The 23,897-nt window shown below is 69.0% G+C and carries 20 protein-coding genes; 2 read left to right on the top strand and 18 right to left on the bottom strand.

Translation table 11 applies throughout. From position 1 onward, the window contains the following. Positions 1-78: 78 nt before the first annotated feature. The 18 genes from gspN to FL344_RS20540 form a co-directional block, all read right to left on the bottom strand. Complete coding sequence (gene gspN, locus FL344_RS20620; RefSeq protein ID WP_141589606.1) at positions 79-1,047, bottom strand: type II secretion system protein GspN; 969 nt, start codon at positions 1,045-1,047, stop codon at positions 79-81. A 3-nt stretch (positions 1,048-1,050) separates the two neighbouring features. Continuing rightward, positions 1,051-1,608, bottom strand: coding sequence for a type II secretion system protein GspM (gene gspM, locus FL344_RS20615; protein ID WP_141619730.1), 558 nt, complete (start codon positions 1,606-1,608; stop codon positions 1,051-1,053). Positions 1,609-1,610: 2 nt separating this feature from the next. Then, positions 1,611-3,212 carry a pilus assembly protein PilM gene (gene pilM / locus FL344_RS20610; RefSeq protein ID WP_140861849.1) on the bottom strand — a complete coding sequence of 534 codons (1,602 nt, stop codon included), beginning with the start codon at positions 3,210-3,212 and terminating at the stop codon, positions 1,611-1,613. A 1-nt stretch (position 3,213) separates the two neighbouring features. Further along, a complete protein-coding gene (locus FL344_RS20605) occupies positions 3,214-4,581 on the bottom strand; it encodes a general secretion pathway protein GspK (RefSeq protein ID WP_141589604.1) in 1,368 nt (455 codons plus the stop codon). Positions 4,582-4,584: 3 nt separating this feature from the next. Beyond that, positions 4,585-5,256: a type II secretion system protein GspJ gene (locus FL344_RS20600; RefSeq protein WP_090489931.1), complete on the bottom strand. Its 672-nt coding sequence runs from the start codon at positions 5,254-5,256 to the stop codon at positions 4,585-4,587. After that, positions 5,256-6,125 (bottom strand): prepilin-type N-terminal cleavage/methylation domain-containing protein, encoded by an 870-nt coding sequence (locus FL344_RS20595; RefSeq protein ID WP_141619729.1) that lies wholly within the window; start codon positions 6,123-6,125, stop codon positions 5,256-5,258. Before FL344_RS20595 ends, FL344_RS20600 begins: the two co-directional genes overlap by 1 nt. Continuing rightward, positions 6,122-6,850: a prepilin-type N-terminal cleavage/methylation domain-containing protein gene (locus FL344_RS20590; protein ID WP_194863183.1), complete on the bottom strand. Its 729-nt coding sequence runs from the start codon at positions 6,848-6,850 to the stop codon at positions 6,122-6,124. The genes FL344_RS20595 and FL344_RS20590 overlap by 4 nt, the downstream gene beginning before the upstream one ends. After that, on the bottom strand, positions 6,847-7,296 hold the full coding sequence (locus tag FL344_RS20585; protein WP_194863182.1) for a type II secretion system protein GspG: 450 nt from the start codon (positions 7,294-7,296) through the stop codon (positions 6,847-6,849). Before FL344_RS20585 ends, FL344_RS20590 begins: the two co-directional genes overlap by 4 nt. 40 nt (positions 7,297-7,336) lie before the next feature. Then, positions 7,337-7,762, bottom strand: a complete 426-nt coding sequence (gspG, locus tag FL344_RS20580; RefSeq protein ID WP_090489382.1) for a type II secretion system major pseudopilin GspG — start codon at positions 7,760-7,762, stop codon at positions 7,337-7,339. Between the two features lie 61 nt (positions 7,763-7,823). After that, positions 7,824-7,979 carry a hypothetical protein gene (locus tag FL344_RS38570; RefSeq protein WP_162295072.1) on the bottom strand — a complete coding sequence of 52 codons (156 nt, stop codon included), beginning with the start codon at positions 7,977-7,979 and terminating at the stop codon, positions 7,824-7,826. A gap of 11 nt (positions 7,980-7,990) precedes the next feature. Beyond that, positions 7,991-9,247, bottom strand: coding sequence for a type II secretion system inner membrane protein GspF (gene gspF, locus FL344_RS20575; RefSeq protein ID WP_141589601.1), 1,257 nt, complete (start codon positions 9,245-9,247; stop codon positions 7,991-7,993). Between the two features lie 40 nt (positions 9,248-9,287). Next, the gene (gene gspE / locus FL344_RS20570) at positions 9,288-11,105 is read right to left on the bottom strand and encodes a type II secretion system ATPase GspE (RefSeq protein WP_141589600.1); all 1,818 of its coding nucleotides are present in this window, start codon (positions 11,103-11,105) and stop codon (positions 9,288-9,290) included. A 5-nt stretch (positions 11,106-11,110) separates the two neighbouring features. Then, positions 11,111-13,708 carry a type II secretion system secretin GspD gene (gene gspD, locus FL344_RS20565; protein WP_141589599.1) on the bottom strand — a complete coding sequence of 866 codons (2,598 nt, stop codon included), beginning with the start codon at positions 13,706-13,708 and terminating at the stop codon, positions 11,111-11,113. A 25-nt stretch (positions 13,709-13,733) separates the two neighbouring features. Continuing rightward, positions 13,734-14,648, bottom strand: a complete 915-nt coding sequence (gene gspC, locus FL344_RS20560) for a type II secretion system protein GspC (RefSeq protein ID WP_026113979.1) — start codon at positions 14,646-14,648, stop codon at positions 13,734-13,736. A gap of 193 nt (positions 14,649-14,841) precedes the next feature. Then, entirely contained in the window at positions 14,842-16,248 is a 1,407-nt protein-coding gene (locus FL344_RS20555; protein WP_090489930.1) for a sigma-54 dependent transcriptional regulator, read from the bottom strand. Positions 16,249-16,280: 32 nt separating this feature from the next. Further along, entirely contained in the window at positions 16,281-17,288 is a 1,008-nt protein-coding gene (locus FL344_RS20550) for a ParB N-terminal domain-containing protein (RefSeq protein WP_141619726.1), read from the bottom strand. 95 nt (positions 17,289-17,383) lie between these two features. Beyond that, positions 17,384-18,730 (bottom strand): TldD/PmbA family protein, encoded by a 1,347-nt coding sequence (locus FL344_RS20545; protein ID WP_141589596.1) that lies wholly within the window; start codon positions 18,728-18,730, stop codon positions 17,384-17,386. Between the two features lie 15 nt (positions 18,731-18,745). Further along, positions 18,746-20,227: a TldD/PmbA family protein gene (locus tag FL344_RS20540; protein ID WP_141619725.1), complete on the bottom strand. Its 1,482-nt coding sequence runs from the start codon at positions 20,225-20,227 to the stop codon at positions 18,746-18,748. A gap of 177 nt (positions 20,228-20,404) precedes the next feature. Between FL344_RS20540 and FL344_RS20535 the strand changes: the two genes are divergently transcribed. Continuing rightward, entirely contained in the window at positions 20,405-22,519 is a 2,115-nt protein-coding gene (locus FL344_RS20535) for an FHA domain-containing protein (RefSeq protein WP_141619724.1), read from the top strand. A gap of 40 nt (positions 22,520-22,559) precedes the next feature. Continuing rightward, positions 22,560-23,891 (top strand): cyclic nucleotide-binding domain-containing protein, encoded by a 1,332-nt coding sequence (locus FL344_RS20530; RefSeq protein ID WP_174256950.1) that lies wholly within the window; start codon positions 22,560-22,562, stop codon positions 23,889-23,891. Positions 23,892-23,897 lie beyond the last annotated feature (6 nt).

Genomic DNA, 23,897 nt, shown 5'->3' with positions numbered 1-23,897 from the left:
GCGCCTGAGAGCGCTTTACACGCCCTGGTGTTCGGCTTTCAACCCCGCGCCCTGCGGCGGGCGCGGGGGAGCAGGCGCTCAGCGCCGCGGGAGGAACGTCGGCCGGTTGAGGAAGCCGCCGAGCCGGGCGGCGCGGAAGCTGGGGTCCGTCTTGTCCGGCGGGAGGATGGTGACGCCTGCGCCCACCAGACCCAGCCGCTTCTGGAACTCCGGGTCCAGCTTGATGTTCACATCCATGCCGGGCTCGCTGTACTCCAGGCGCTTGCCCAGCTTCAGCGTGCCGGTGGCCACCGCCTCCAGCTCGTTGCTCTTCAGGCGCAGCGATTCCACCGTGCCCAGTCCCTTGACGAACTGGATGCGCCCGGTGAGCGCGCCCAGGTCGATTTGCGGCAGGTCCATCGGCACCGCCGTGCCGCCTCCCATGGGGATGGCCACCTTGCCGCTCTTGATGACCATGTTCCGGGTGTCCAGCGTCAGCTCGCCGTTGGCCTGGGACAGGTCCGGTTGCGCGCCGCTCTTGGGCAGCGTCAGCGACAGGGCCGCGTTCAGCTCGCCGTCCAGGTCCATGCCGGTGAAGGCCGGCAGGTTGCCGCCGGAGGCCTGGAGCCCGTCCGCCGTCACCTTGACGCGCGTGTCGCCCAGCAGGCCCACGGAGGCGCTCAGCGTGCCGCCCATGATGCTGGCGCGCATCGCGATGCCCGGCGGGAAGAGGGCGGGGCGCAGCGCCACGCTGTCCAGCACCAGCGGCTCGCCCAGCTCCGCGGCGCCCAGCATGCCTTCGCCCCGCGCGAGGGCCGCCACCGTGTCCGCGCTCAGCGGCTGGGGCGGCTTGCTCACGCGCACGTTGGTGGCGGTGATGCCCGCCAGGCCAGGCCGCAGCGAACCGATGCGCACCGCGAGCCCCGCCTGGGCCGCTTCGCTGACCAGCCGCTTGCGGATGGCGTCGTACGGGAAGGTGACGAGCAGGCCCACGACGAAGGCCACCACCGCGAACGCGGCGTAGCCGAGGAGAATCTTCCAGCGGGCGGCTTTGGAGTCAGAGGACATGGCTCAGGGCTTCATCCGGTAGGTGGCGACAGTGGTCCACGCCGTCAGCGTGTCCGACGCGGGACGCGGCTCGATGCGCAACAGCTTCACCTTCACCACGCCCGGGCCGCTCTCCACCGTCTGCAGGAAGTCGGTCAGCTTGCGCAGGTCCACGTCCGTGAAGGTCAGCTCCACGGCGCTCTCCACGATTTTCCCGTCGCCGATGCCCACCTCGCCCTTGGGCGTCATGTTGGGCACCTGGAGGCCGGCCAGCGTCGCCTTGTCCTCGATGTAGCTGATGAGCTGCACGTTGCTGGACGTGAGCTGCTGCTCCACCGACTGACGGTTGGCCTGCGCCTCGCGGAAGCTGGCGGCCAGCGTGTTCACTTCCTGCAGCTTGGTCAGCTTCTCCTCGGTGCGCTTGCGGTACCCGGACGCGCTGTTGGTGAACGTCATCACCACGGCGAACAGGATGAACACCAGCACCGCCGCGCCGGCGACGGACACCATGCGGCGCTCGCGGTCGCTGAGCCGCTCGAACCACGTCTGGATGGGGGCGAAGACTTCCTGAAGCTTGGCCATGGTCAGCTCTCTCCTCCCTGCTCACCAGGGCATTGCACCTGCACGTCCAGGCGGAAGGACATCTTGCTGCCGTCCCGCGTCTTCTCCACCTTGCCCTGCCGGACGTCCTTGAAGCAGTCGTGGTTCTTGATGGCGTTGGACAGCGTGTCGATCTGCTTCGAGGAGTCCGTCTCACCCTCGAGGATGACGCGGCTCAGGTCGATCTGGATGCGGGTGAACTTCACCGGCATGTCGTCCGGAACGCGCCCCGTCACCTCCGCCAGGAGGTTGACCGCCGTCAGCCGGGGCAGCGCCGCCGCCGGGCTCTCCACGCCCGCGAGCATGTTGAGCGCGCGGTTGTAGTCCTTCTCGCACCGGCCCAGGATTCGCTGGGTGGTGTCACACAGCACGGCGTCCACCTGCGCCTCGCGCCGCGCCAGCACGGAGTTGCGCACCACGCCGAACGCGATGAGCAGCAGGATGAGCGTGGCCGCGAAGGACGCCAGGAGCCCCAGCTTGTCCTTCATGTAGTCGAAGTCGCCCTTGAAGGCGAACTCGCCCCGGCGCAGGTTGAAGCGCGGCGCGCGCACGCCCGCCGCGTTGCCGCGCAGGGACAGCGAATACGCCTGGGCCGCCACGGGCTGCTCCGCCGCGGGAATCGCCTTCGCGTCCGCGGGCAGCGCCAGCACCCGCACCGGCAGATTCAAGTCCCGGGAGAGCTGCTCGGCGATGCCCGGCAGCTTCGCGGTGCCGCCGCACAGCACCACCGCGCCCACCTGCTGACGGGTGCGGGCCGTGAAGGCCTTGAGGGTGGGGCGCAGCTCGCGCAGCATCGGCTGCAGGCCGCGCACGAAGGCCGCCGCCGCGCGCTCCGCGTCCGGGCCCTGGGCCGCGCTGGCCACCGCGCCGTGCTGCTCCTTCCAGTGGTGCGCCTCCGCCAGCGACGTCTGGAACTCTGTCGCCAGCGCCTTGCTCAAGTCCTTGCCGCCGCCGGAGAAGGTGCGCGCGAACTGGACGCCCTCACCGGGCTTGCCCACCGACACGGAGGTGCGCTCATGGCCGATGTCCACCACCGCCACCGCGCCCCCTTCACCCGTGCCCTGGAAGAGGCCCGGGTGCTGCTGGAACAGGTTCTGGTAGGTCAGGCCCGGGTGCGTGACGATGCGCGGGTCCACCTTCAGCTCGGACAGCAGCGCCAGCAGCTCCGCCAGCTCTTCCTTGCGCACCACACCCACCAGCAGGTCGCTGGCCTTCTCCTTGCCTTCGCCGTCCTTCAGGCCCACGACCTGGTAGTCGTAGACGACGTCGGAGATGTCGAAGGGCAGCTGGCTGCCGACCTCGAAGGGCAGCGTCGCCTCGATGCGCTTGGCGTCGGAGAAGGGCAGGCTCAGCGCGTGCGTGGTGAGCGCCGGGCCGGGCAGGGCGATGACAATCTGGTCCACGTTGCCCGGCGGGAGCTGGCCCAGCAGCTCCTGCACCGCGGCTCGCAGCGTGTCGGCACGCTCGCCCTCCTGGGCACGCCGGACCTCGGCGAACCCATGGGTGGTGTGCGTCTTCGTCTTCGCCTCCAGCACCACGCCCTTCACGGCGTGACTGCCGAGGTCCAGGCCAAGGATACGGGCCATGCTATTCCTCTCTCCAGTACAGGAGCCGGCCCAGAGTGTCGTCGAGCCGGATGACGGCGGTCAGCGTCTTCTGCACGCTGCCCGCTTCTCCCACAGATTTGATGGTGAAGGTCTGACTCTTGTCGCCCACGAGCCGGTTGCCCGCGACGTTGGACTTCACGGCCGGGTCGACCAGGATGCCCGCGGCTTCCACCACCGCGACGAAGTCCTGCACGGACATCCCGAAGAAGCTGAACATGCGCGCGGCGCGCACGCGTTCGATGAGCTCGTTGAGGAACACCGGGTCCCTCAGGCGCGGGTCCGGCCGCGTCTGGTCCGCCACCGACATGATGGCCAGCCCCATCATCACCGGGTCGTCGGTGTTGATGTTGGGCCGGCGGTTGATGTCCGGATAGACGGTGAGGCGGTCGCGGAACGCCGCCATGAACTGATCGTTGACGCCGTGGACCCGGTACAGCTCGTCCACGCTGTCGAAGCGCGCGTTCTTGGGCTGATAGCCGGGTTCATAACGGCTGTAGGCCGCGCCTTCATCCGAGAACCCACCCGGCAGCGGATTCACCGGGTCCACCGGGTTGAACGCCGAGCCTGTCCGGTCGTCGTCCGCCCAGTCCTTGAGCGCCAGGAGGACGTCCTGGGGCGTGCTGCGCACCTTGTTGGCGTCGTCCCGCTCCCAGAGGAACTCGAAGCGCGGGTCCGCCATCATGTCCATGAGCCGCAGCGCGGTGGGCCGTGCGTCACCCGCGCCCGCGATGAGGCGGTGCACGTTGAGCTTCTCTTCCTCGTCGGTGATGGTGGCCAGGAAGCAGCCTTCGAAGCCGCCGAAGGAGCGCATGGTCATCTGCGAGGCGACCTCGCGCGCCGCCGGGTCCGCGTCCTCTTCATCCAGCTTGAAGTTGTCGTCCTGCTTGGGCTCCAGCGCGGAGACCTCTCCACCCGCGCCGTCGCTCTTCACCAGCCCGCGGAGCATGTGACAGTCCACGCGCGCCATCTTGAAGAGCTGGATGTTGAGCGAGGAGGGCTGCACCTGCCCGGCCTGCGGCGTGCCGCCGATGCCCAACTGCCCCAGGATGGCCGCCGGGTTGGGGATGGGCGTCTGGTCCACCTGCTTCTGGAAGCGCAGCAGCAGCCGCGACAGCGCGATGCCCGAGCGCGCCATGTAGTAGGCGCGCACTTCGTCCCGCTGGTTGGCCGCCAGCTGCAGGTCCACCCGGCTGTTGTAGGCGAAGTCGGTGGCAATCACCGTCAGGAGGGCGATGGAGACAATGGCGATGATGAGCGCCACGCCGCGCGAGCGCCGCTCCCGCCGCGCCGGGCGGGGCAGGGGCTTGCGTCGCCGCCGGGGCGTCTGCTGGAAGAAGGGCAGGGGCATGGCTCAGTACCTCGGCAGCTCCGTGTTCAGCATGATTCGGGCCTGGGTGACGTAACGGGCTTCCTTGCCCGTTTCGTCCACCGCCGTCAGCGTCACGCGCACCCGGGTGGGCAGGATGGACTTGCGCTCGGTCCGCCGCGTGTCCCACTCGTCATCCCACTCCTTCTTCTCCGAATCCCAGTAGGCGAACTCCAGCTCCTTCACGCCTTCGAAGAGCACGTCCACGTGGCCGCCCTGCTCCATGCGCTCGTCGATGTTCGCGTTGACGCGCCGCTTGAGGTCCTGCCGGCCGCGGGCCTCCCGGTCCTCCGACGCCTCCACGAAGTACTCGACGATGGCCTGGTCGGACTCCTTCACGTCCGTATAGAGGCGCTGGTGCGAGAAGGTGGTGAACAGCAGCTTGCCGCGCTCCCCCACGAAGTTGCTGGGCCGGTCGTTCTGGTCCCGGAAGCGGGTGGAGTCGTAGCGGTCGCTGACGTAGGCGGAGCCAATCTCACGCGCCATGCGGTTCATGGCCACGCGGACCTGCCGGTAGCGGTCCGCGTCCACCTCCACCGTCTCCTTGGCTGTCAGGCCCGTCTGGAAGGCCATGGCCACCACCGTGCCCATGAGGGCGGTGATGGCGACGGCCACCATGACCTCCATCAGCGTGAAGCCTCGCGTGTGACGCCGCATCATTGTGCCCCTCGGAAGCCGCCCGGAAGCCTCGGGTTGCCCAGCAGGCTGCCGCCGCCCATGTTCCCCCGGCGGCCGCCCAGGTCCTGCTGCGCGTCGGACATGCGGCGCAGGGGCTGGCGTGTCGCCGGATCCAGCATGACGCCGTTGGGGCCGGGGATGGGGTTGGCCACGGGCCGCCCGTCCTGCGTCACCCACTGGTTGTCGGAGCCTCCGCCCTGGGCCGCGGCGGCGCCGCCGTTGCGGTCCGAGCCCGGCCCGAGCGACACGATGTGCGTCACCAGGTCGATGCTCTCCACCTGCGTGCCTTCCTGCCAGTAGACGGTGAGGTGCACCTCGCGGACCGTCTGGGTGATTTGCTCCACCATCTGCGTGAACATGGGCTGGGCCATGCCCATGGCCGCGCCGCCCATGCCGCTCAGGCCCGCGGCCTGGGGGCCGCCGGAGGACGCGCCGTCCTTGCCGCCCGCGCCGCCTCCGAAGAGGCCCGCCAGCCCGGACAGCGGGTCATCACCGCTGGCATTGTCGCCAATGGGCAGGTTGAAGATGGCGCCAATGAGCTGGTCCGGCGTCACGCCGTCCGTCTTGGGCGCGATGATGCGCGCGCGCCACTTGAACTGGTTCCAGCCTTCATCGGAGAAGTCCCCGGACTCCTCCTGGTCGTCCAGGCTGAAGCCGTCGTCGTAGAGGTCCTGCTCCAGGTCCGTCATCTTCGACCGGGCCAGCAGCGACGCCACGGTGAGGCGCTTGGTGTAGACGTGGTTGGACACCGCGCCCGCGTTGAGGTCGAAGATGGCCATCAGCGCCAGTCCGAGGATGGCGAGCGCCACCACCACTTCCAGCAGCGTGAAACCCTGGGCGCGCTTCATCGCGGCACCTCCAGCGCCTCGGCGACAATCTGCACCTTGCCGGTGAGCGGCGACACGTCCAGCGTCCAGACGTTGTCTCCCTGCTGCACGTAGACGTAGGCCTTCTCCGTGTAGCCCTGCGGGAAGAAGTAGAGGTACGCCACGCCGTTCTCCACCGGCTGACGCTGGTTGCGCGTCCACACGGAGACCTTGACGTCCGCCGGCAGCTCACGCGCGGGGACCTCCTCGGATGTGTAGGAGGAGAAGCGGGCCGCGTTCTCCACGCGCAGCTTCTCTCCCTCCAGCAGCTCCTGCGCGCTGGGGGCGTTCGTCCCGCTACCGCCCGACAGGTAGTTGCGCCGCTCGTCACGGCCGCTGCCGCTGCCGCTGCCCCGGTTGCGCGCGGCGCGCTCGCGCTCGCTGTTCTCCGCGCGCAGCGTCTCGTCGCGGTCTCTCGCGGTGGTGACGGCGCCCTCCGCGCATTCGGCGTGATAGCGCGTGGCCTGCTCGCTCTTGGGGTCGGGAATCTCGAAGACCAGCCGGCACGTCTGCCCGCGCAGCGCCGCCGAGTCGTAGAGCGAGCGGATGAGGCCCGCCAGCTCGCCCGCGCTGCCCTTGGCCTTGGCGCCGGTGATGGAGCCGATGCCCATCACCGCCGCGGAGAACAGCATCGCGACGATGATGATGGCGATGGAGATTTCGATGAGCGTCAGGCCGCGCTGGGCGCGGTGGCTCCGCTTCGTCATGGCTCCGCCCAACCGGCGGCCAGCACACCGCCACTGCTCAGGTCCGCGTCAGGCCCCGTGCCGCCCGGCTTGCCGTCCGCGCCATAGGAGACGACGGCGCCCGTGGAGCCGTCCATCCAGTACACGTACGGATGGCCCCAGGGGTCCTCCGGCACGCGGTCCAGGAGCCGGGCCTGGATGAGCGGCGTGAAGCCCTCTGCCTGGGAGGGGAAGCGGCCCATCAGCCGGTGGTGGGACTTGAACATGCCCTCCAGCTGGCGGATGTCCGTGCGCGCCCGGCGCTGGTTGGCGTCCAGCGTCCGGTCCTCCGTCACGTAGACCAGCGTGAAGGCAAGCCCCGTGGCCGCCACGAAGACGAACGCGAGGAGGAACCGCCCCAGCCTCCGGCGGCGGTCCGGCCCCTCGTGCGAGGGCGTCGGGGATGGAATGGCGTCGTGCTCTTTCATGCCCAAGCCCTGTCAACGTGTGTCGCGCGCGACTTGTTCGTCACTTCTTGGCGGAGGCCGCCGCGTCCGCAGAGGAGATGTCCGCGTCGTTGCCCTCACCGCCCGAGGCGCCGTCCGCGCCATAGGAGATGATGACCGGCTTTCCGCCCTCGTTGATGTAGACGTAGTCGTTGTTCCAGGGGTCCTTGGGCATCTGCTCGAGCGCCTGCGCCTCCACCAGCGCTTGCAGGCCGGAGGCCGTGTCCGGGTACTTCCCCTTCTTCGTGTAGTAGAGCTTCATCGCGCCCTGGATGTTCTTGATGTCCAGCGCGGCGCGATCTCTGCGCGCGGCCTCCAACTGCGGGATGACGGCCACGCCCACCGCCGCGGCGATGAGACCGAGGATGGTGATGACCACCATGATTTCGATGAGCGTCATGCCGCGGTTGCGGCGCTGCTTCCTCTGCTGCTTCTGGCTCTGGCGCATGTGTGCTCTCCATCCCGGGTGACTTTCTGGCAGGCCACCCTTGTGTCGTCGTGTCTTCTTGTCAGGGCGTCCGGACGCTGTCCGCCGCCCCGGCGGGCGGGCGCGGTTGCTGGGGACCGTACAACCGGGCCCCCACGGTCAGCAGCGCCGCCGCCATGGCGACCATTGCCGCCAGGGTGACGCGTTGAATCCAACGGTCCGCCATGTCGTTCATCATTCCGCCACACCTCACCGGATGGCCGAGTTCACCTGCAGAATCGGCATCAGGATGGAAAGCGCGACGAATGCAATCACCGCGCCCATCACGACGATGAGGAGGGGCTCCAGCAGCGAGGTGAGGGCGCTGATGCGCACGTTCACCTGCGTCTCGTAGTTGTCCGCCACGCTGGTGAGCATCTCCTCCAACTGGCCGGAGCGCTCCCCGATGGCGACCATGTGGTACACCAGCGGAGGGAATTCCCCGGAGCGCTTCAGCGGGTTGGCGATGCTTTCGCCCTCGCGGATGGAGTCGCGGGCCTTCTCGACGACCTCCGCCAGGACGGTGTTGGTCATGATGGCCTTGACGATGTCCATGGCCGCCAGCAGCGGGACGCCGCTCTTGAGCAGCGTGGACAACGTGCGGGCGAAGCGGGAGATGGACAGCAGGCGCACCAGGTTGCCCACCACGGGGGCCTTGAGCGTGAAGCGGTCCCACTTGGGCTTTCCCGAGGGGCTCTTCGTCCAGCGCATGAAGAGGACCACGCACAGCGCCATGGCTGGCAGCAGGATGAACCACCAGCTCTGGAAGAAGTTGCTGGAGGCGATGAGGAAGCGCGTGCTCAGGGGCAGCGTGGCCTTCATCGTCTCGAAAATTTTCGTCACCTTCGGCACCACGAAGACCATGAGGGCCACGAGGATGCCGCCGCCCACCACCATCATGATGGCGGGGTAGAGCATGGTGCTGAGAATCTTCTGCTGCAGCCGGGCCTGGTTCTCCGTGAAGTCCGCCAGGCGCGTGAGCACCGCATCCAGCGCGCCGGAGGCCTCACCCGCGCGCACCATGTTCACGTAGATGCTGGGGAAGATTTTCGGGTGCTGCCCCATGGCTTCCGCCAGGGACGAGCCTTCGTTGACGCGCTGCTTGATGTCGGAGAGGGCGCGCTTGAAGCGCTCCTTCTCCACCTGGTCCACCAGCGCGCTGAGCGACTCCACCAGCGTGACGCCCGCACCCAGCAGCGTGGAGAGCTGCCGGGTGAAGATGGCCACGTCGTCGGTGTTGACGCGGCCCCGGCCCAGCTTGCGCAGGTCGATGTCGCGCGCCACCAGCGCCGCGTTGGTGCCCTTGGCCACGGCGGCGCGGCTGCCTTCGGCCTGGGCCAGCACATCCGTGAGGAAGATGCCGTCGGCGCGCAGCTTGGACCGCAGCGTCTTGGGGGAGTCCGCCTCGAGCAGGCCCTTGATCTGCTTGCCCGCGGAATTGAGACCTCTGTACTCGAAGACCGGCATGGTTCAGGAACCCCGGCCCCTCCCAGGGAGGAGCTGTCGGCTACATGTCCTCCTGGGTGATGCTGAGCACCTCGGCGATGGTCGTCTCGCCCAGGGCAATCTTCCGCGCGCCGTCATCCAGCAGCGTCGTCATGCCCTTGGACGTGGCGGACCGCTTGATGGTGGAGGCGTCCACGTTCTTCAGCACGAGCTGGCGCACGTCGTCATCCACGGGGAGGAACTCGTAGATGCCGGTTCGCCCGCGGTAGCCGTTGCGGTTGCAGGAGGGGCAACCGGCGGCCTTGTAGATGCGGTCCACGCCGTAGCGCTGCTTGAAGGAGGCCACCGAGTGGCCCAGCTCCTTGAGCTCCGCGTCGGTGGGCTCGTAGGGCACGCGGCAGTCCGGGCACACGCGGCGCACCAATCGCTGGGCCAGGATGCCGGTGAGCGAGGACGCCACGAGGAAGGGCTCCACGCCCATGTCCACCAGACGTGTCACGGCGCCGGCGGCGTCGTTGGTGTGGACGGTGGACAGCACCAGGTGGCCCGTCAGCGAGGCCTGGATGGCGATCTCCGCCGTCTCCTTGTCGCGAATCTCGCCGACCATGATGACGTCCGGGTCCTGGCGGAGGAAGGAGCGCAGCCCCTGGGCGAAGGTCAGCCCAATCTTCGGGCTGATGGCCATCTGGCCAATGCCCTTGAGCTGGTATTCGACCGGGTCCTCGACGGTGAGGATGTTGAGGTCGGGCGTATTGATTTTCGACAGGGCGCCGTAGAGCGTCGTCGTCTTGCCGGAGCCCGTGGGGCCCGTCACCAGGATGATGCCGTGCGAGCGCTTGATGACGGCTTCCATCGACTCGAGCGTCTTCTGGCTCATGCCGATTTCCGCCAGGTCCAGCAGCGTCGCCGTCTTGTCCAGCAGACGCATGACGATGCGCTCGCCGAAGGACGTGGGAATGGTGGACAGACGGATGTCGATGTCGCGGCCGGCCAGCTTGATGCGGATGCGGCCGTCCTGCGGCAGGCGCTTCTCCGCGATGTTGAGCTGCCCCATGACCTTCACGCGGCTGACGATGGCGTTCTGGTAGCGCTTGGGCGGCTTGATGACCTCCTGCAGCACACCGTCCACGCGGAAGCGCACCAGCAGCTCGCGCTCCATCGGCTCGATGTGGATATCGCTTGCGCGCTCCTTGGCGGCGCGGAACAGCACGGAGTTCACCAGCCGGATGACGGGCGCCTCGTCGTCCTCGTCGAGCAGGTCCTTGGGCTCGTCCAGCTCGTGGGCGATGGCGTCCAGGTCCTGCGTTTCCATCTCGTCCACGAGCTGTTCCGTCTCGTTGACGGAGCGGTCGTAGACGCTGTTGATGGCGTCGGTGATGGTGGAGCCCAGCGCGATGCGCTGGCTGACGCTCTGGCCCAGCAGCACGCGCACGTGGTCCAGCGCGGCGGTGTCCAGCGGGTCCGCCACCGCCACCGCCACCGTGTCACCCTCCAGGGACAGCGGGAGGATGCGCGACTGCTTGGCGAAGTTGATGGGGATGCGCTTGACGAGCTCCGCGTCCACCTCTTCGGCGAAGATGCGCGCCAGGTAGGGCAGGTCCAACTGGTGCCCCAGGGCCTTGGCCACGTCCTCCTCGGAGACCGCCTTCATCCCCACGAGGGCCTCGCCAATGCGCTGACCCTTCTCGTCCTGGATGGCGAGCGCCTCCTGGAGCTTCTCCTCGGTGAGCGAGGGGACGATGGCGCGCAGGATTTCCCCCAGCGGGCGGCCACACAGGTAGGCCTGCCCGTGTGCCACGAGCTGCGTGGCGTCGTTGCGCGGGGAAACCGTGCCGCCGGTGGCGGCGCTGGTGAGGGCGGGGTCGGCGGTCAGGTTCATGGCGTCTACTCCCTCGGCCCCGGCTCGATGTGCTGGATGCGCAGGCGTTCGGCGTCTCCTGCCTCGGGGACCTGGATGGCCTCGGGCGGGGGCTGTTCGAAGTTCTGCGGGGCGGGCGCGGGCACTGGTTCTTCCGAACCATCCGGAGGCGGCATGCCTTCCCGCACCGCCGGTCCACCTTCATCCTCCGGGGAGGCGGGCGCCTGCCGCTGCGTGGAGGGCACGGCTCCCGGGCTGCTGGCCGGGGGAGGGGCCGGGGTGATGACGCGCTCGCCGGACAGGCCCGGACCGCCGTTCTCCGCGCGCTGCTCCTCCTGCGTCACCTTCTGGCCCATGCGCGACAGCGGACCGGGCTTGCGGCTGAAGTCCACCGCCACGTCGTAGCCGGGCACCTGGCCGTAGAACTGCTCCACGAACTGCTGCCGCTCCTTCATCTTGCGCTCGAAGATGACGCGGAAGTCCTCTGGCCCCCGGATGATGTAGGGCGTCAGGAAGAGGAGCAGGTTCGTCTTCGTCTTGCGGCGCGTGGTGTCGCGGAACAGGTGGCCCAGCAGCGGGATGTCACCCAGCAGCGGCACCTTGGACACGCTCTCCAGCGTGCGGTCCTGCATGATGCCGCCAATCACCAGCGTCTCCTGGTCCCGCGCGATGACCGTCGTCTTCGCGCTGCGGCGGGACGTGGTGGGGCCGAGCACCGGGTCGGTGGAGGCGATCTCCTCCGTCTGCTGGTTGATGACCAGGCGGATGTAGTCGCTCTCGTTGATCTGCGGCTTCACCGTCAGCTTCAACTCCACGTTCTGACGGGTGATGGGGGCGTAGAGCGAACCCAGGCCACCCAGGCCGCCCAGCAGGCCGCCGCCCAGTCCTCCCGCGACGCCGCCGGCGCCCACGCCGGCCCCGAGCGAGCCCAGCGAGGTCGGGTTGAAGCCGGACTGGAAGGGCACGTTCTGGCCCACCGTGATTTCCGCCTCCTCGTTGTCGCTGGTGAGGATGTGCGGCGTGGAGAGCACGTTCACGTCCGAGCTCTGCTGCATGGCGTGCAGCACCACGCCAAAGGCCGGGATGCCCAGCTTCTCCAGCGCGGGGATGACGGGGCCCTGGATGCCGGCGAGGAAGCCGCCGTAGGACGCCAGGCTGGTGAGCGACAGGGACGGCGGCAGGCCCTGGCCGGAGGTGTTGGTGCCGATGAGGCCGGGCACCTGATCGCCGCTCGACGTGCTCAGGCTGAAGCCGCTGTGGAGGTTCATGCCGAGCCGCGCGTTGCGGTCCAGGTTGACCTCCATGATGACGGCCTCCACGAACACCTGGCGGCGCGGCTTGTCGAGCTGCTGGATGACCTGGACGATGTTCTTGTAGTCCGCCGAGCTGGCGACGATGACCAGCGAGTTGCTGCCCTTGTCAGCCGAAATCTTCACCTCGCCGCTGAACAGCTCCGCCGCCTGCGTCGTGGTGGGGCCGCCAGGGGCGCCCGGCGGACGGGCCGGCACCGGGGTGCGGCCGCGGGGCGCGTTGCCGGTGCCCTGGGCCAGCGACTGGAGCGTGCTGGCCAGCTCCTCCGCGTTGGCGTTCTCCAGGTAGTAGACGTTGATGCGTCCGCCGCCGCTGGTGGGGATGTCAATCTGCCCGACGATGTCCTGGATGCGCTCGAAGGCCGCGGGGCTGGCGACGATGATGAGCTTGTTGGTGCGCTCGTCCGGGATGATCTGCGACAGCGTCACCGGACCGCCGGTGGCACCCTCCTGGCCCTGGCCGGCCTGGGGCGTGGCCTGCGTCGCGGCGGGGGGCACATTGCGCCCGGTGGCGGCGGGCTGGCCGGGGCGGGCGCCCTTGGCCTCGAAGAGGCGCTGCACCGTGTTGGCCACGTCCTGCGCGGAGGCGTACTGCACCTGGATGATGCGCATCTCATCGCTGGCGGCGCGCGTGTCCAACTGGTGGATGATGCGCTCCAGGCGGTGGATGTTGGAGCCCACGTCGTTGATGATGATGGTGTCGGGCGGGTACGGAATCGTGTCGCCGTCCTTGGACACCAGCTGCTGGAGCACGCCGCGCAGCGGCTCCACTTCCACGTTCTGCACGCGGAACAGCTTGGTCACCATCTGCTCGTTGGTGGTGTACGGCTCACCGTCCTCGACGATGGTCGGGATGGGGTTCTGCTTCGCCGAGCGCTTGTCGACGATCTTCATGAACCGGCCGTACTGATAGACGGCGAGCCCGTTGGCGTCGAGCGAGGCGAGGAAGGCGGAGTAGAAGGCGTCCGCGTTGACCTCCACCCGGCCATTCTCCGGGCCGATGATGGAGATCTTCCCGCGCACGTTCTCCGGCAGGATGAAGGTGCGGCAGGTGGCGTCCGCGACCGTCTGGACCAGCTTCTCGATCTCCACCTTGTCGAAGTAGATGCCGTAACGGGCATTGCGGCGGGCCTCCTCGCACGTCGGCGTGCGGCGGGGACCCGCGTTGGCGTCACCAGCGCCGGTAGCGCCAGTGCCTTGCGGGGAAATCGTCCGCTCTCCGGCGGAACCAGTGGGCGGTGAGCGGCGCTGGGCCTGCGCGGGAACGGCGAGCGCGAGGCACAGGCAGAGCATCCAGGACGGGAGCGTCTTCATGGAGGAGCGGGCGCTGCGGAGGTGATTAACGGACGTTGTACGACTTGCGGATCGGCGCACCGTTGCGCTCGATCTCGATCTCGATGCGGGCTGCGTCCTTCATCTTCGAATAGACCTCCAGCGCTTTTTCCGGGCTGTTGAGGTCGAATCCGTTGATGCGACGGATGACGTCGCCATTCTGGACGCCAATCTTGGAGTAGATGGAGTCCGGACGGATGGAGAAGAGCTTGAAGCCCACCGCCTGACCGTCCTTGAACGCGGGCACGATGCGCGCCTGCATGGCGACGTTGTTGAGGTTGTTGAGCGTCTTGTCGATTTCCGCGCGAGGGACTTCGTACTCGTTCTCGCTGGTGGCGCGGATGCCGCTGCCGTCGCTGGGCGGCGCGGTGTTGGCCTGGGCCACCGGGGGCGAGGGCGGCACGAAGGCGCCGTCACCCGGATTGCCGTCGATGTACTCGCGGCGGCCACCGTTGATGATGATGACGCGCTCGCGCTCGATGTTCTCCACGGTGGCTCCCTGCAGGGAGTTGCCCACCATGTAGGTCTGCGAACGCTGCGTCGTCATGTCCTGGATGGAGGCGAAGGACCAGTCGGGGTTGCTCGCCACCAGCGTGCCGAGCAGCTTGACCCGCAGACCGCTCTTCACGGGCGCGGCGTTGGGGTCCACCTCCGCTGAAGCGCCGCCGGGCTCCTGAACCTCGGGCTCGGGTTCGGGGAGCTTGATGCCCGTCAGCCGTGACAGACGGTCCAGGTCGAGCATCGCCATCGCCGTCTCGATGCGGCGCGGCTGTGAAGGCGCGCGGGCGGACGACCCCCCGGTGGGAACCGGGGAGATGGCGGACTCGACGAACAGGTTCACCGTGCTCGCCGCCAGCAATCCGACGAGCAGGATGAACACCAGGTTCACCGTCCAAAAGTATTTTCGAAAGAAGAGTTCCATCACGCTTCCGGGAGAAAGCCGGGCCCTCATTGAGCAAGCCAGGTGCCATCGCGGGCCAGGCGGGCAAGACAGGACCTACGGCCAACCACTTGGAATTATTCCGGAATAGCAGGCGCCCCTGACGCGTGACGGGCCTTCCGAAACCCCGCCAGACAAATTGTCAAAAGCAGGCGGGGGGCCGTGTGACGCCCTGTCAGTCGTCGGTGTCGGGGCCGGGAGGCGCGGCGGTGGGGCCGTCCCCGGTGGACTGCTCGCGCTCCAGCTTGCGGTAGATGGTCCGCGCGGCGATGCCCAGCAGCCGTGCGGCCAGCGTCTTGTCTCCGCGGGTGTGACGGAGCGTCTCGTGGATCACCCGGCGCTCGATTTCCTCCATGGGCGTCCCGATGGGAATGACGAGCTGTCCGGCTGAGCCCAGCGGGCCCTTGCGCACGGATTCAGGCAGGTCACTGGCCTCCAGCACCTCGCCGCGCGCCAGCACCACCGCGCGCTCCACCGCGTGCTCCAGTTCGCGCACGTTGCCGGGCCAGGCGTAGTTCTCCAGCACGCCCATCGCCTCCTGGGAGAAGCCGCGCAGCACCTTGCCGTTCTTGGCGGCGAAGCGACGCAGGAAGGCGTCCGCCAGCAGGGGAATGTCCTCGCGGCGCGAGGCGAGCGCGGGCACGCGAATCTCCACCACGTTGAGCCGGTAGTAGAGGTCCTCGCGGAAGCGGCCTTCGGCCACTTCCTTCTGCAGGTCCTTGTTGGTGGCGGCGACGAGGCGCACGTCCACCTTCACCGTCTGCGTGCCACCCAGCCGCTCGATTTCGCCCTCGGCCAGCGCGCGGAGCAGCTTCACCTGGGCGGGCAGTGGCATCTCACCGACTTCGTCCAGGAAGAGGGTGCCACCGTGGGCACGCTCGAAGCGGCCCTCTCGCCGGGCCACCGCGCCGGTGAAGGCGCCGCGCTCCACGCCGAAGAGCTCCGCCTCCAGGATGTTCTCCGGCAGCGCGCCGCAGTTGACGGCGACGAAGGGCCCGCGGACCCGTTGGGAGAACTCGTGCACGGAGCGCGCGGCCAGCTCCTTTCCCGTGCCGGACTCACCCAGCAGCAGCACCGTGGCGGTGGAGGGAGCCGCCTGGCGGATGGTGTCCAGCATGGCGCGGAAGGCGGGGGACTGGCCCACCATGGAGCGCCCACCCGCTGCGTTCATCTCCGCCAGCTTCGCCTTGAGCGACTGGTTCTCCGCCACCAGCGCTCGCTTCTCCAGCGCCTTCTGGATGGCCTTCACCAGTGCGTGGCGCTTGAGGGGCTTGGTGATGAAGTCGTAGGCGCCGTCCTTCATGGCCGCCACGGCCGTCTCCACCGTGCCGTAGGCCGTCATCAGCACCACTTCCACGTCCGGGCGGATGGCACGCGCGGCGCGCAGCAGCTCCTGGCCGTCCATGTTGGGCATCATCAGGTCGGTCACCATGGCGGCGACCTCCGGCCGGCGCAGCAGCTCCAGCGCCTCCGTGCCGTTGGCGGCGGCCAGCGTGGCCATGCCCTCACGCTGGAAGATGCGGATGACCGAGTCGAGGTTCGCGCGGTCGTCGTCGACGACCAGGACCGTGGGGGATGTCATGTTGGGCGCAACCTCCTGCAAATCGTGTTCCCTTAAGCGGATTCCTCGTCCGGCTCCAGCGGCCCGCCGCCCATCCGGCCAATGTCCTCGCGCCGCACCTTGTCGACGTTGAACTTCCGGGCGCTGGCCTGCATCCGGTCCACGGTGGCGTCGAAGTCCGGCTTCCCGCCATCCTTGCGGAAGCGCAGGAAGTTGATGCGGGCGACGACGAAGTTCTTGAGGTACGGGCTCTGGAGGCCCCGCGCCTTGAGGGCGTCCACCACGGACACCACGGCGTCGTCCAGCTCCAGCAGCCGCCGGGCCCGGGCCTCGCGCAGGGGCAGGGCGTCCTCCAGGGGCGTGTCGAGGAAGTCCTCCACCACCTTCACGAAGGGGTGGTAGGCGCCCGCGGAGAAGCGGGGGCGCTGCTCGTAGGCGGCGCCCAGGGTGATGAAGGAAGGCTCCTCGAAGAGGTGGGCGAAGGCCGTCTCCGGCCCTTTGCGCTCCGCGCCCACCAGTCCGCGGTACATGCGGATGACCTCCAGCGAGCGCTCCTTGAGGTTGTGGGCCTTCTCCGTGTTGAGGGCCAGAATCTGGTAGGCCACGTCCTCCTCGGGCAGCACCAGGGCGACAATGGCCTTGGCGCCCAGAAGGCGGCTGGCGTTGAGGCGGTGGTTTCCGTTGGGCGTCCAGTACCGGCCGTCCTTGCGCACGGCGATGACGGGGTCCAGGAAGCGGTCCAACCGCTCCATGGCGCTGGCCAGCCGCTTCACGTGGGGCTCGGACACGTCGCGCTGGTAGGGCGTGGGCTCCACCTTGTCGATGGGCAGCACGGAGAACACCACCGGGTGGCCGCCCAGCGGGTCGCGGTACACGCCGAGCACCTCGCCGCCGTCCTCGCGCACCGCCTCCAGCAGCTCCGTGGGGTACTCCACCGAGTCGCTGGCCACCTCCGCGGGGGACAGGCCCCGGGACTTCGGCGCCGCCTTCTTGCGGCGGGGATTGCGTGGCGTGGCCGCCTTCTTCACGGCGGGGGACTTGCGTGCGGACTTCGCTGCCATGGGCTGCACCCTCCTCGTGCTGCTTGAAGCGTTCTACGAGGAGGCCCTGACACGTCCCCCCGCCGGCGCACGGTAGGGGGACGTGGAAGGGTGGGCTACTCGCCTGAAACGGTGAGCTGCCGGAAGCGGACAGTGGGCGCGCCCACCGTGCCGCTGCGGAACTGGAGGTCGCTGCCGACGCCGTCCAGGTCCTTGAGCATCTGCAGCAGGTTGCCCGCCACCGTCACCTCCTGCACGGGGTGCGTCAGCTCGCCCTTCTCAATCCACAGGCCGTTGGCGCCCGCGGACAGCTCGCCCGTCACCGGGTCGGTGCCGTGGCCGAGCAGGGCGGTGACATAGAAGCCGCTGTCCACCTCGCGCAGCAGCTCCTCCGGCGACTTCGTGCCCGCCTCCAGGTACAGGTTGCTGGTGCCGATGGCGGGCAGCCCGTTGTAGCTGCGTGACGCGTTGCCGGTGGTGCGCGCCTTCGCCTTGCGAGCGGTGAACGCGTCGTAGAGGAAGGACTTGAGCACGCCCTGCTCGATGATGGGGGTACGCCGCGTGGGCACGCCCTCGCCGTCGAAGGGCGCGGTGGCCAGTCCGCGCGGCATGAGGCCGTCATCCACCAGCGTGACGTGCGCGCCCGCCAGCCGCTTACCCAGCAGCGGGGCCAGGAGGCTGGCCTTCTGGTACACGGCGTTGCCGTCCGCCGCGCCCGCCACGTCCGACACGAAGGACGCGGCCACCTGCGGGTCGAACAACACGGGCACCTGCTGCGTCTTCACCCGCTTCGCGCCCAGCATCCGCACCGCGCGGCGCGTGGCTTCCCGGCCGATGGACTCCGGCCCGTCCAGGTCATCCAGGAAGCGGCGGTAGTCCATCCAATAACCTGTCTGGAGCCCGTTGCCGTCGGAGGCCACCGGCGCGGCGTACAGGTACACGTAGGTGCCGGAGTACGCGCCCGTCACGCCCTCGGTGGAGGCCATGTACACCTCGGACACGTAGTCCCCGGCGCCCACGCCGTTGAAGGCGATGATGCGCGAGTCCTCCGCCCGGGCCGCCTTCTCCACCTCCAGCGCCGTCTTGATCTTCCAGTCCCCGGGAAGCTCGGCCACCTTCGTGTCGAAAAGCAGGCCGGTGTCCCCGAAGCGGCCCAAGTCCTTGCCGGAGGGCAAGCCGTTGAGCTTGCTGGGGGCGGAGAACTCGGCCAGCTTCAGTGCCTGGTCCACGATGTGGTCCACGGCGGAGGGCTCGAAGTCGGACGTATAGGCGAAGCCCAGGCGGTCCTTGAGCACCACGCGCACGCCCACGCCCTTGCTGGTGGACTGGGTGAGGTCTTCAATCTGCCCCTGGTGCACGCGCACTTTGCTCTGGCGGCCTACCTCCAGGAAGGCCTCCGCCTGACGAGCACCCTTGCGCTTGGCGCGCTGGACGATTCTCTTCGCGAGCTGCTGGTAGTCCATGGTTGGTGCTCTCTCTCAGGCGACCTTGGTTCCGCCAACGGTGATGTTGTCGATGCGCACGGTGGGCAGCCCCACGCCCACGGGCATGGACTGGCCATTCTTCCCGCATACGCCCATGCCCGGGTCCGGCATGGGGTCGCAGCCCACGCGTGACACGTTCTTCAGCGCCTCCGGCCCCACGCCGATGAGCGTCGCGTTCTTCACGGGACGGCCCAGCTTGCCGTCCTCGATTTGATAGGCCTCGCTGACCTCGAAGACGAAGTTGCCGTTGGTGATGTCCACCTGCCCACCGCCGAAGGTGGCGCAGTACAGGCCGCGCTTCACCTCCTTGAGGATGTCCTCGGGGGCGTGGTCACCCGGGGCCAGGAAGGTGTTCGTCATGCGGGGCATGGGCAGGTGCTTGAAGGACTCGCGGCGCCCGCTGCCGGTGCTGCGCTGGCCCATGAGCTGCGCGTTGAGGCTGTCGTAGAGGTAGCCCTTGAGGACGCCGTTCTCGATGAGGACCTTGCGCTCTCCGGGGTTGCCCTCGTCGTCGATGTTGATGGAGCCGCGCCCGCTGGACACGGTGCCGTCGTCGATGATGGTGACCAGGTCGGACGCCACCTTCTCACCCAGTTTCCCAGCGAACAGCGAGGTACCCTTGCGGATGAAGTCCGCCTCCAGGCCGTGGCCCACCGCCTCGTGCAGGAGGATGCCGCTCCAGCCCGGCGCCAGCACCACCGTCTGCGGGCCGGCCACGCAGTCCACCGCGCCCAGCGTGGCGACCGCCTGACGCGCCGCTTCCCGGGCCACGTCCTCCGGGGAGAAGGTGTCCCAGTGGCTGAAGGGCACGCGTCCGCCGCCGCCGTACATGCCGGTGCGCTGTTCGCCGCCCTTGCCCTGGGCCACCACCATCACCGAAATCCGGCACAGGTCCTGGGTGTCCTCGGTGTAGCGCCCGTGGGTGTTGGCCACGGCGATGCGCCGGGTCTGGTCCACGTAGCCGCCGTTGACCTGCTTCACCCGCGCGTCGAAGGCGCGGGCGGCCTTGTCGGCGCGCATGAGCAGGCCCGTCTTCAGCGACACCTCCACGTCCATCAGCGGGGTGCTGACGTGGTAGTGGCTGGGGACCGCGGCGCGGCGCACGGGGAAGCTGCGCTCGGCGCCGCCGCCCTGGGCAATCATGGCCGCCGTGGAGGCCGCGCGCAGCAGCGCGGACTCATCCCAGTCGTCGGAGAAGGCGTAGCCCACCTTGCCGCCGGAGATGACGCGCACGCCCACGCCCTGGACCAGGCCCGTCTGCGCGCTCTTGATGCGGGATTCTTCCAGCCGCACCGCCGTGGTGAGCGTGCGCTCGACGTACACCTCCGCGAAGTCGCCCCCACGCTCCATGGCCACGGCGAGCAGGCGCTCGACCAGCGGCTGGGGCAGCAGGGCGGCGGGCGTGGGCCGCCAGGCCACTGGTGGGGCCAGCTTCAAGGAGGGGGCGCGCTTCGAGGGCGCAGACGCTCGGGGCATATTTCGGGACTCCCGCAGTGAAGACGATGGGGTATGTGACAGCCTACATAGGAGGGGGCGCCGCCAGGAGCAACGCTCAAGGGCCCCTGTTCTTTCCCTGATCCGCGGCCTGTCCGCATTCCCACCATGGAGACGGCGCTCTAAGATGCCGGGCGCTTCGAGACTGGAACCCACCCCATGCCTCCTCGTCCTCCTCCCTCTTCCCGTTCTGGTGCCGGCCGTTCCGGTGGTGCTGCGGGTGAGGACCCAGACTCCCTGAAGTCCCCCTCCCGGCGCAGTCCCGCGTCCGAGGACGAGGACTTCGCCGCCCCCGCATTCGGGGAGGACGGCTACCCAGACGATGGGCCGCCCAACCCGGACCTCTATGGTGAGGAGTCACCGGGCCGCTCCCGCACGGGTGAGACGCGCGTGGCCTCCATCGAGTCCGTGGAGGAGGAGCGGCGCTCCCGCGACGAGGACGAAGACGACAACGCGGACGCCACGCGCGCCGGCCCGCCGGTGCAGATGATGGTGCTGGACGGCCCGGACAAGGGCCGCAAGAAGCGCTTCCAGAGCGTGCGCATGGTGGTGGGCCGCAACAAGGACTGCGACTTCGTGCTGGAGGACCAGTCTGTGTCCCGCCGGCACCTGGAGCTGGTGTACGGCCAGGCCGGCGTGGTGATGCGGGATCTGGGCAGCGTCAGTGGCACCCAGGTCAATGACCAGCGCGTGGACGAGTGTCTGCTGAAGCATGGAGACGAAATCTCCATGGGCAAGACGCGCCTGCGCTTCGTGGACGAATCGGAGCAGATCAAGGAGCTGCGCGCCCAGGCGGAGGCCCGCGAGGCGGAGGAGAAGCGCGAGCGCGAGGCGGCCGCCCGCGAGGCGGAGGAGAAGCGGAAGAACCAGGCCGCCGCGCGTGGCAGCGAGGTGGATCCGAACGACCCACGCTTCAACGAGGCCACCAACGCCAACTACAAGCTGCCTGACTCGCTCAAGGAGAACTCCGGCGCCAAGGGCGGGGTGGCCGTGCCCCGGCCCCGTCCACCCATCCGCAGCACGCCGACGCGGTCGAACAGCGGTGGACTGACGGGCAAGCAGAAGGCGCTCATCGGCGGTGGTGGCGCGTTGGTGGTGGTGCTGGTCGTCGGGCTGATGCTGATTCCGTCCGGACCTCCGCCTCCGCCTCCGCCGGACCCGAAGGTGGAGAAGGCGAAGGTGTTGATGCAGCAGGCGCGCGAGTCCGTGCGCGCGGATGACTTCGCCAACGCCGTCCGCCTCGTCGGCGAGGCGGAGAAGCTGGTGCCGGGCATCGACGCGGACAACCTGGCCCGGGGCGCGCGCACGCAGTTGGAGGTGATGACCTCGCTCGATGCCGTCCGCACCCTCATCGAGGAGAAGCAGTTCGACGAGGCGCGCGCGAAGCTGGAGGCGACGCCGCAGGGCACGGCGAAGACGGATGACATCCGCCGCAAGCTGGCGACGGAGCTGGAGGAGAAGGACATCGCCTGGCGGCTCCAGCAGGTGGAGGAGTCCTTCGCCTCGCGCGACCCGGAGACGATTCGCCCGCTCATCGCACAGCTGCCCCCGCTGAACCGGCCGGCCTACGAGGTGAAGCTGACGGACCTGGAGGCCGAGCTGGCGAAGGAGGCCCAGGATGCGTCGCGCCGCACCCGCAACGCCAACGCCCGCGCGGCGGAGGTGGCCAAGGAGAAGCGCAAGGAGTTCATCGCCGAGGCCTTCTCCGACGTGGAGCGCCGCTTCAACGGCGGTGACTACCAGCGCGCCGTCCTGGAGTGCGACCGGGTGACGGACAAGTACCGGGCGGACAAGGACGTGAAGGACCGGGCCCTGGCCCTCAAGCGTCTGATTCCCCAGTTCCGGCGCGCGCTGGAGGACGGGCAGAAGAAGCTGGACGCCAACTCGCTGGAGGCGGCGGCGAAGCCCCTGCGGCGCGCGGCGGAGCTGTACCGCCAGATTGGCTTCCGGGGCTCGTTGGGGAACACCATCGATGAACAGCTCGCGTCGTCATCGCTGGCGGCGGGGCAGAGCGCGCTGAAGAAGGGCGACCTGGGCGCGGCCGGCTCGCACTTCCGCGAGGCGCTGCGCCTCAACCCGGGTGACGGGCGGGCGCGTGAAGGACTGGAGAACCTGCAGAAGAAGGCGGAGGAACTCTTCCTCCGGGCCTACATCCAGCGGGACAGGGATCCGAAGGCTGCGGCGGAGATGTTCAAGGTCGTCATCGAGACGGCCTCGGAAGGCTCCGACGTCAAGCGCAAGGCGGAGATGTATCTGAGCGAGCTCCAGCCGTGAGTGGCGGCGGGCCGAACATGATTTGCCGGGGAGAAAAGGGATGAACGAGTCGTCGCTGCGTGAGCTCGGGATGGACCTCATCGAGGAGCGCCAGTTCGAGCGAGCCCTGGCCGTGTTCGCCGAGGCGGTTCGCCGCGTCCCCGCGGACCACCGCTCGCGGATGCTGGCCGCGCGCTGCCTGGCGGAGCTGGGCGAGCGTGAGCGCGCCGTCACCGCCTACCACGCCTGCGCGGAGGGCTTGCTGCGCCGGGACTACCTGTTGTCCGCCATGGCCGCGTGCAAGCTGGCGCTGGACCTGGCGCCCAACGAGCGGCGCCTGAAGGAGACGCTGTTTCGCGTGCACTCGCGCGCGGTGCGCAACGCGCCGGGCCGCGCGGTGGTACCTCCGCCGCTGCCGCCCGAAACCCTCTACGACGGCAAGGTGGAGACGGACCTGATGGGGCTGCAGGGCGAGGAATTGTCCAGCCGCGCCATCGAAGTGCTGGCCGCGACGGACCCGGGCGGCGCCGCGGACCCCAACAGCCGTCCGCCGTTGCCGCTGTTCGCGGAGCTGGACCGGGATGCCTTCGTGGACCTGGTGCGGCTGATGGCGTGGCGCCGGGTGAAGCCGGAGGAGGCGGTGAGCCGCGAGGGCGAGCCCGCCGACTCCCTCTACGTCCTGGTCGCCGGCAAGGCGGAGGTGACGCGACAGATGGAGGGCGAGGCGCGCACGCTGGGCTTCCTCGGCGGCGGCTCCATCTTCGGTGAAATCGCGCTGCTGACGGGCGCTCCGCCCACGGCGACGGTGTCCGCGGTGTCGGACACGGAAGTCTTCGAGATTCGCCGCGAGCACCTCAACGCGGTCGCCAAGAGCCACCCCGCGGTGCCGCAGGTGCTGGCGGACTTCGCGCAGCAGCGCATGGCGCGCAACCTGATGGCCACCTCGCCCATGTTCCAGACGATGCCGGAGTCGGAGCGGGGCGCGCTGCTGCGGCGCTTCGCCTTCCGGGCGCTCCAGGCCCGGGAGAAGGTGCTGGTGGAGGGCGAGCACTCGCCGGGGCTGTTCCTGGTGCTGGCCGGTGAGCTGGTGGTGCAGAAGGAGGACCCGGCGGGCGGCGTGGTGACGCTGGGCATGCTGCGCGAGGGCGAGGTCGCGGGCGAAATCTCCCTGCTGACGGGCCTGCGCGCGACGGCCACGGTGGCGGCGGCGCGCAAGACGGCGGCGGCCTTCCTGGAGCGCGCGGCCTTCCACGAGCTGGTGACGGCCGTTCCGGACATCCGCACGTACCTGGAGCAGCTGTCGGACCGCCGGCTGAAGCAGATTGGCGAGGCGCTGCGGCCCGCGGAAATCATCGACGCGGACGAACTGGTGCTCGAGCCCGAGGCCGCGTGAGAGGGG

The sequence above is a fragment of the Myxococcus sp. AB036A genome (genome assembly GCF_006547355.1).
Lineage (GTDB): Bacteria > Myxococcota > Myxococcia > Myxococcales > Myxococcaceae > Myxococcus > Myxococcus virescens.
Note: the sequence above shows the minus strand (reverse complement) of the source record. Positions and strands in the feature narration are given on the sequence as shown.

Bases quoted from the DNA above. Each gene is read 5' to 3' on its own strand.
- gspN (WP_141589606.1), bottom strand. From the start codon at position 1,047: ATGTCCTCTGACTCCAAAGCCGCCCGCTGGAAGATTCTCCTCGGCTAC.
- gspM (WP_141619730.1), bottom strand. From the start codon at position 1,608: ATGGCCAAGCTTCAGGAAGTCTTCGCCCCCATCCAGACGTGGTTCGAG.
- pilM (WP_140861849.1), bottom strand. From the start codon at position 3,212: ATGGCCCGTATCCTTGGCCTGGACCTCGGCAGTCACGCCGTGAAGGGC.
- FL344_RS20605 (WP_141589604.1), bottom strand. From the start codon at position 4,581: ATGCCCCTGCCCTTCTTCCAGCAGACGCCCCGGCGGCGACGCAAGCCC.
- FL344_RS20600 (WP_090489931.1), bottom strand. From the start codon at position 5,256: ATGCGGCGTCACACGCGAGGCTTCACGCTGATGGAGGTCATGGTGGCC.
- FL344_RS20595 (WP_141619729.1), bottom strand. From the start codon at position 6,125: ATGAAGCGCGCCCAGGGTTTCACGCTGCTGGAAGTGGTGGTGGCGCTC.
- FL344_RS20590 (WP_194863183.1), bottom strand. From the start codon at position 6,850: ATGACGAAGCGGAGCCACCGCGCCCAGCGCGGCCTGACGCTCATCGAA.
- FL344_RS20585 (WP_194863182.1), bottom strand. From the start codon at position 7,296: ATGAAAGAGCACGACGCCATTCCATCCCCGACGCCCTCGCACGAGGGG.
- gspG (WP_090489382.1), bottom strand. From the start codon at position 7,762: ATGCGCCAGAGCCAGAAGCAGCAGAGGAAGCAGCGCCGCAACCGCGGC.
- FL344_RS38570 (WP_162295072.1), bottom strand. From the start codon at position 7,979: ATGATGAACGACATGGCGGACCGTTGGATTCAACGCGTCACCCTGGCG.
- gspF (WP_141589601.1), bottom strand. From the start codon at position 9,247: ATGCCGGTCTTCGAGTACAGAGGTCTCAATTCCGCGGGCAAGCAGATC.
- gspE (WP_141589600.1), bottom strand. From the start codon at position 11,105: ATGAACCTGACCGCCGACCCCGCCCTCACCAGCGCCGCCACCGGCGGC.
- gspD (WP_141589599.1), bottom strand. From the start codon at position 13,708: ATGAAGACGCTCCCGTCCTGGATGCTCTGCCTGTGCCTCGCGCTCGCC.
- gspC (WP_026113979.1), bottom strand. From the start codon at position 14,648: ATGGAACTCTTCTTTCGAAAATACTTTTGGACGGTGAACCTGGTGTTC.
- FL344_RS20555 (WP_090489930.1), bottom strand. From the start codon at position 16,248: ATGACATCCCCCACGGTCCTGGTCGTCGACGACGACCGCGCGAACCTC.
- FL344_RS20550 (WP_141619726.1), bottom strand. From the start codon at position 17,288: ATGGCAGCGAAGTCCGCACGCAAGTCCCCCGCCGTGAAGAAGGCGGCC.
- FL344_RS20545 (WP_141589596.1), bottom strand. From the start codon at position 18,730: ATGGACTACCAGCAGCTCGCGAAGAGAATCGTCCAGCGCGCCAAGCGC.
- FL344_RS20540 (WP_141619725.1), bottom strand. From the start codon at position 20,227: ATGCCCCGAGCGTCTGCGCCCTCGAAGCGCGCCCCCTCCTTGAAGCTG.
- FL344_RS20535 (WP_141619724.1), top strand. From the start codon at position 20,405: ATGCCTCCTCGTCCTCCTCCCTCTTCCCGTTCTGGTGCCGGCCGTTCC.
- FL344_RS20530 (WP_174256950.1), top strand. From the start codon at position 22,560: ATGAACGAGTCGTCGCTGCGTGAGCTCGGGATGGACCTCATCGAGGAG.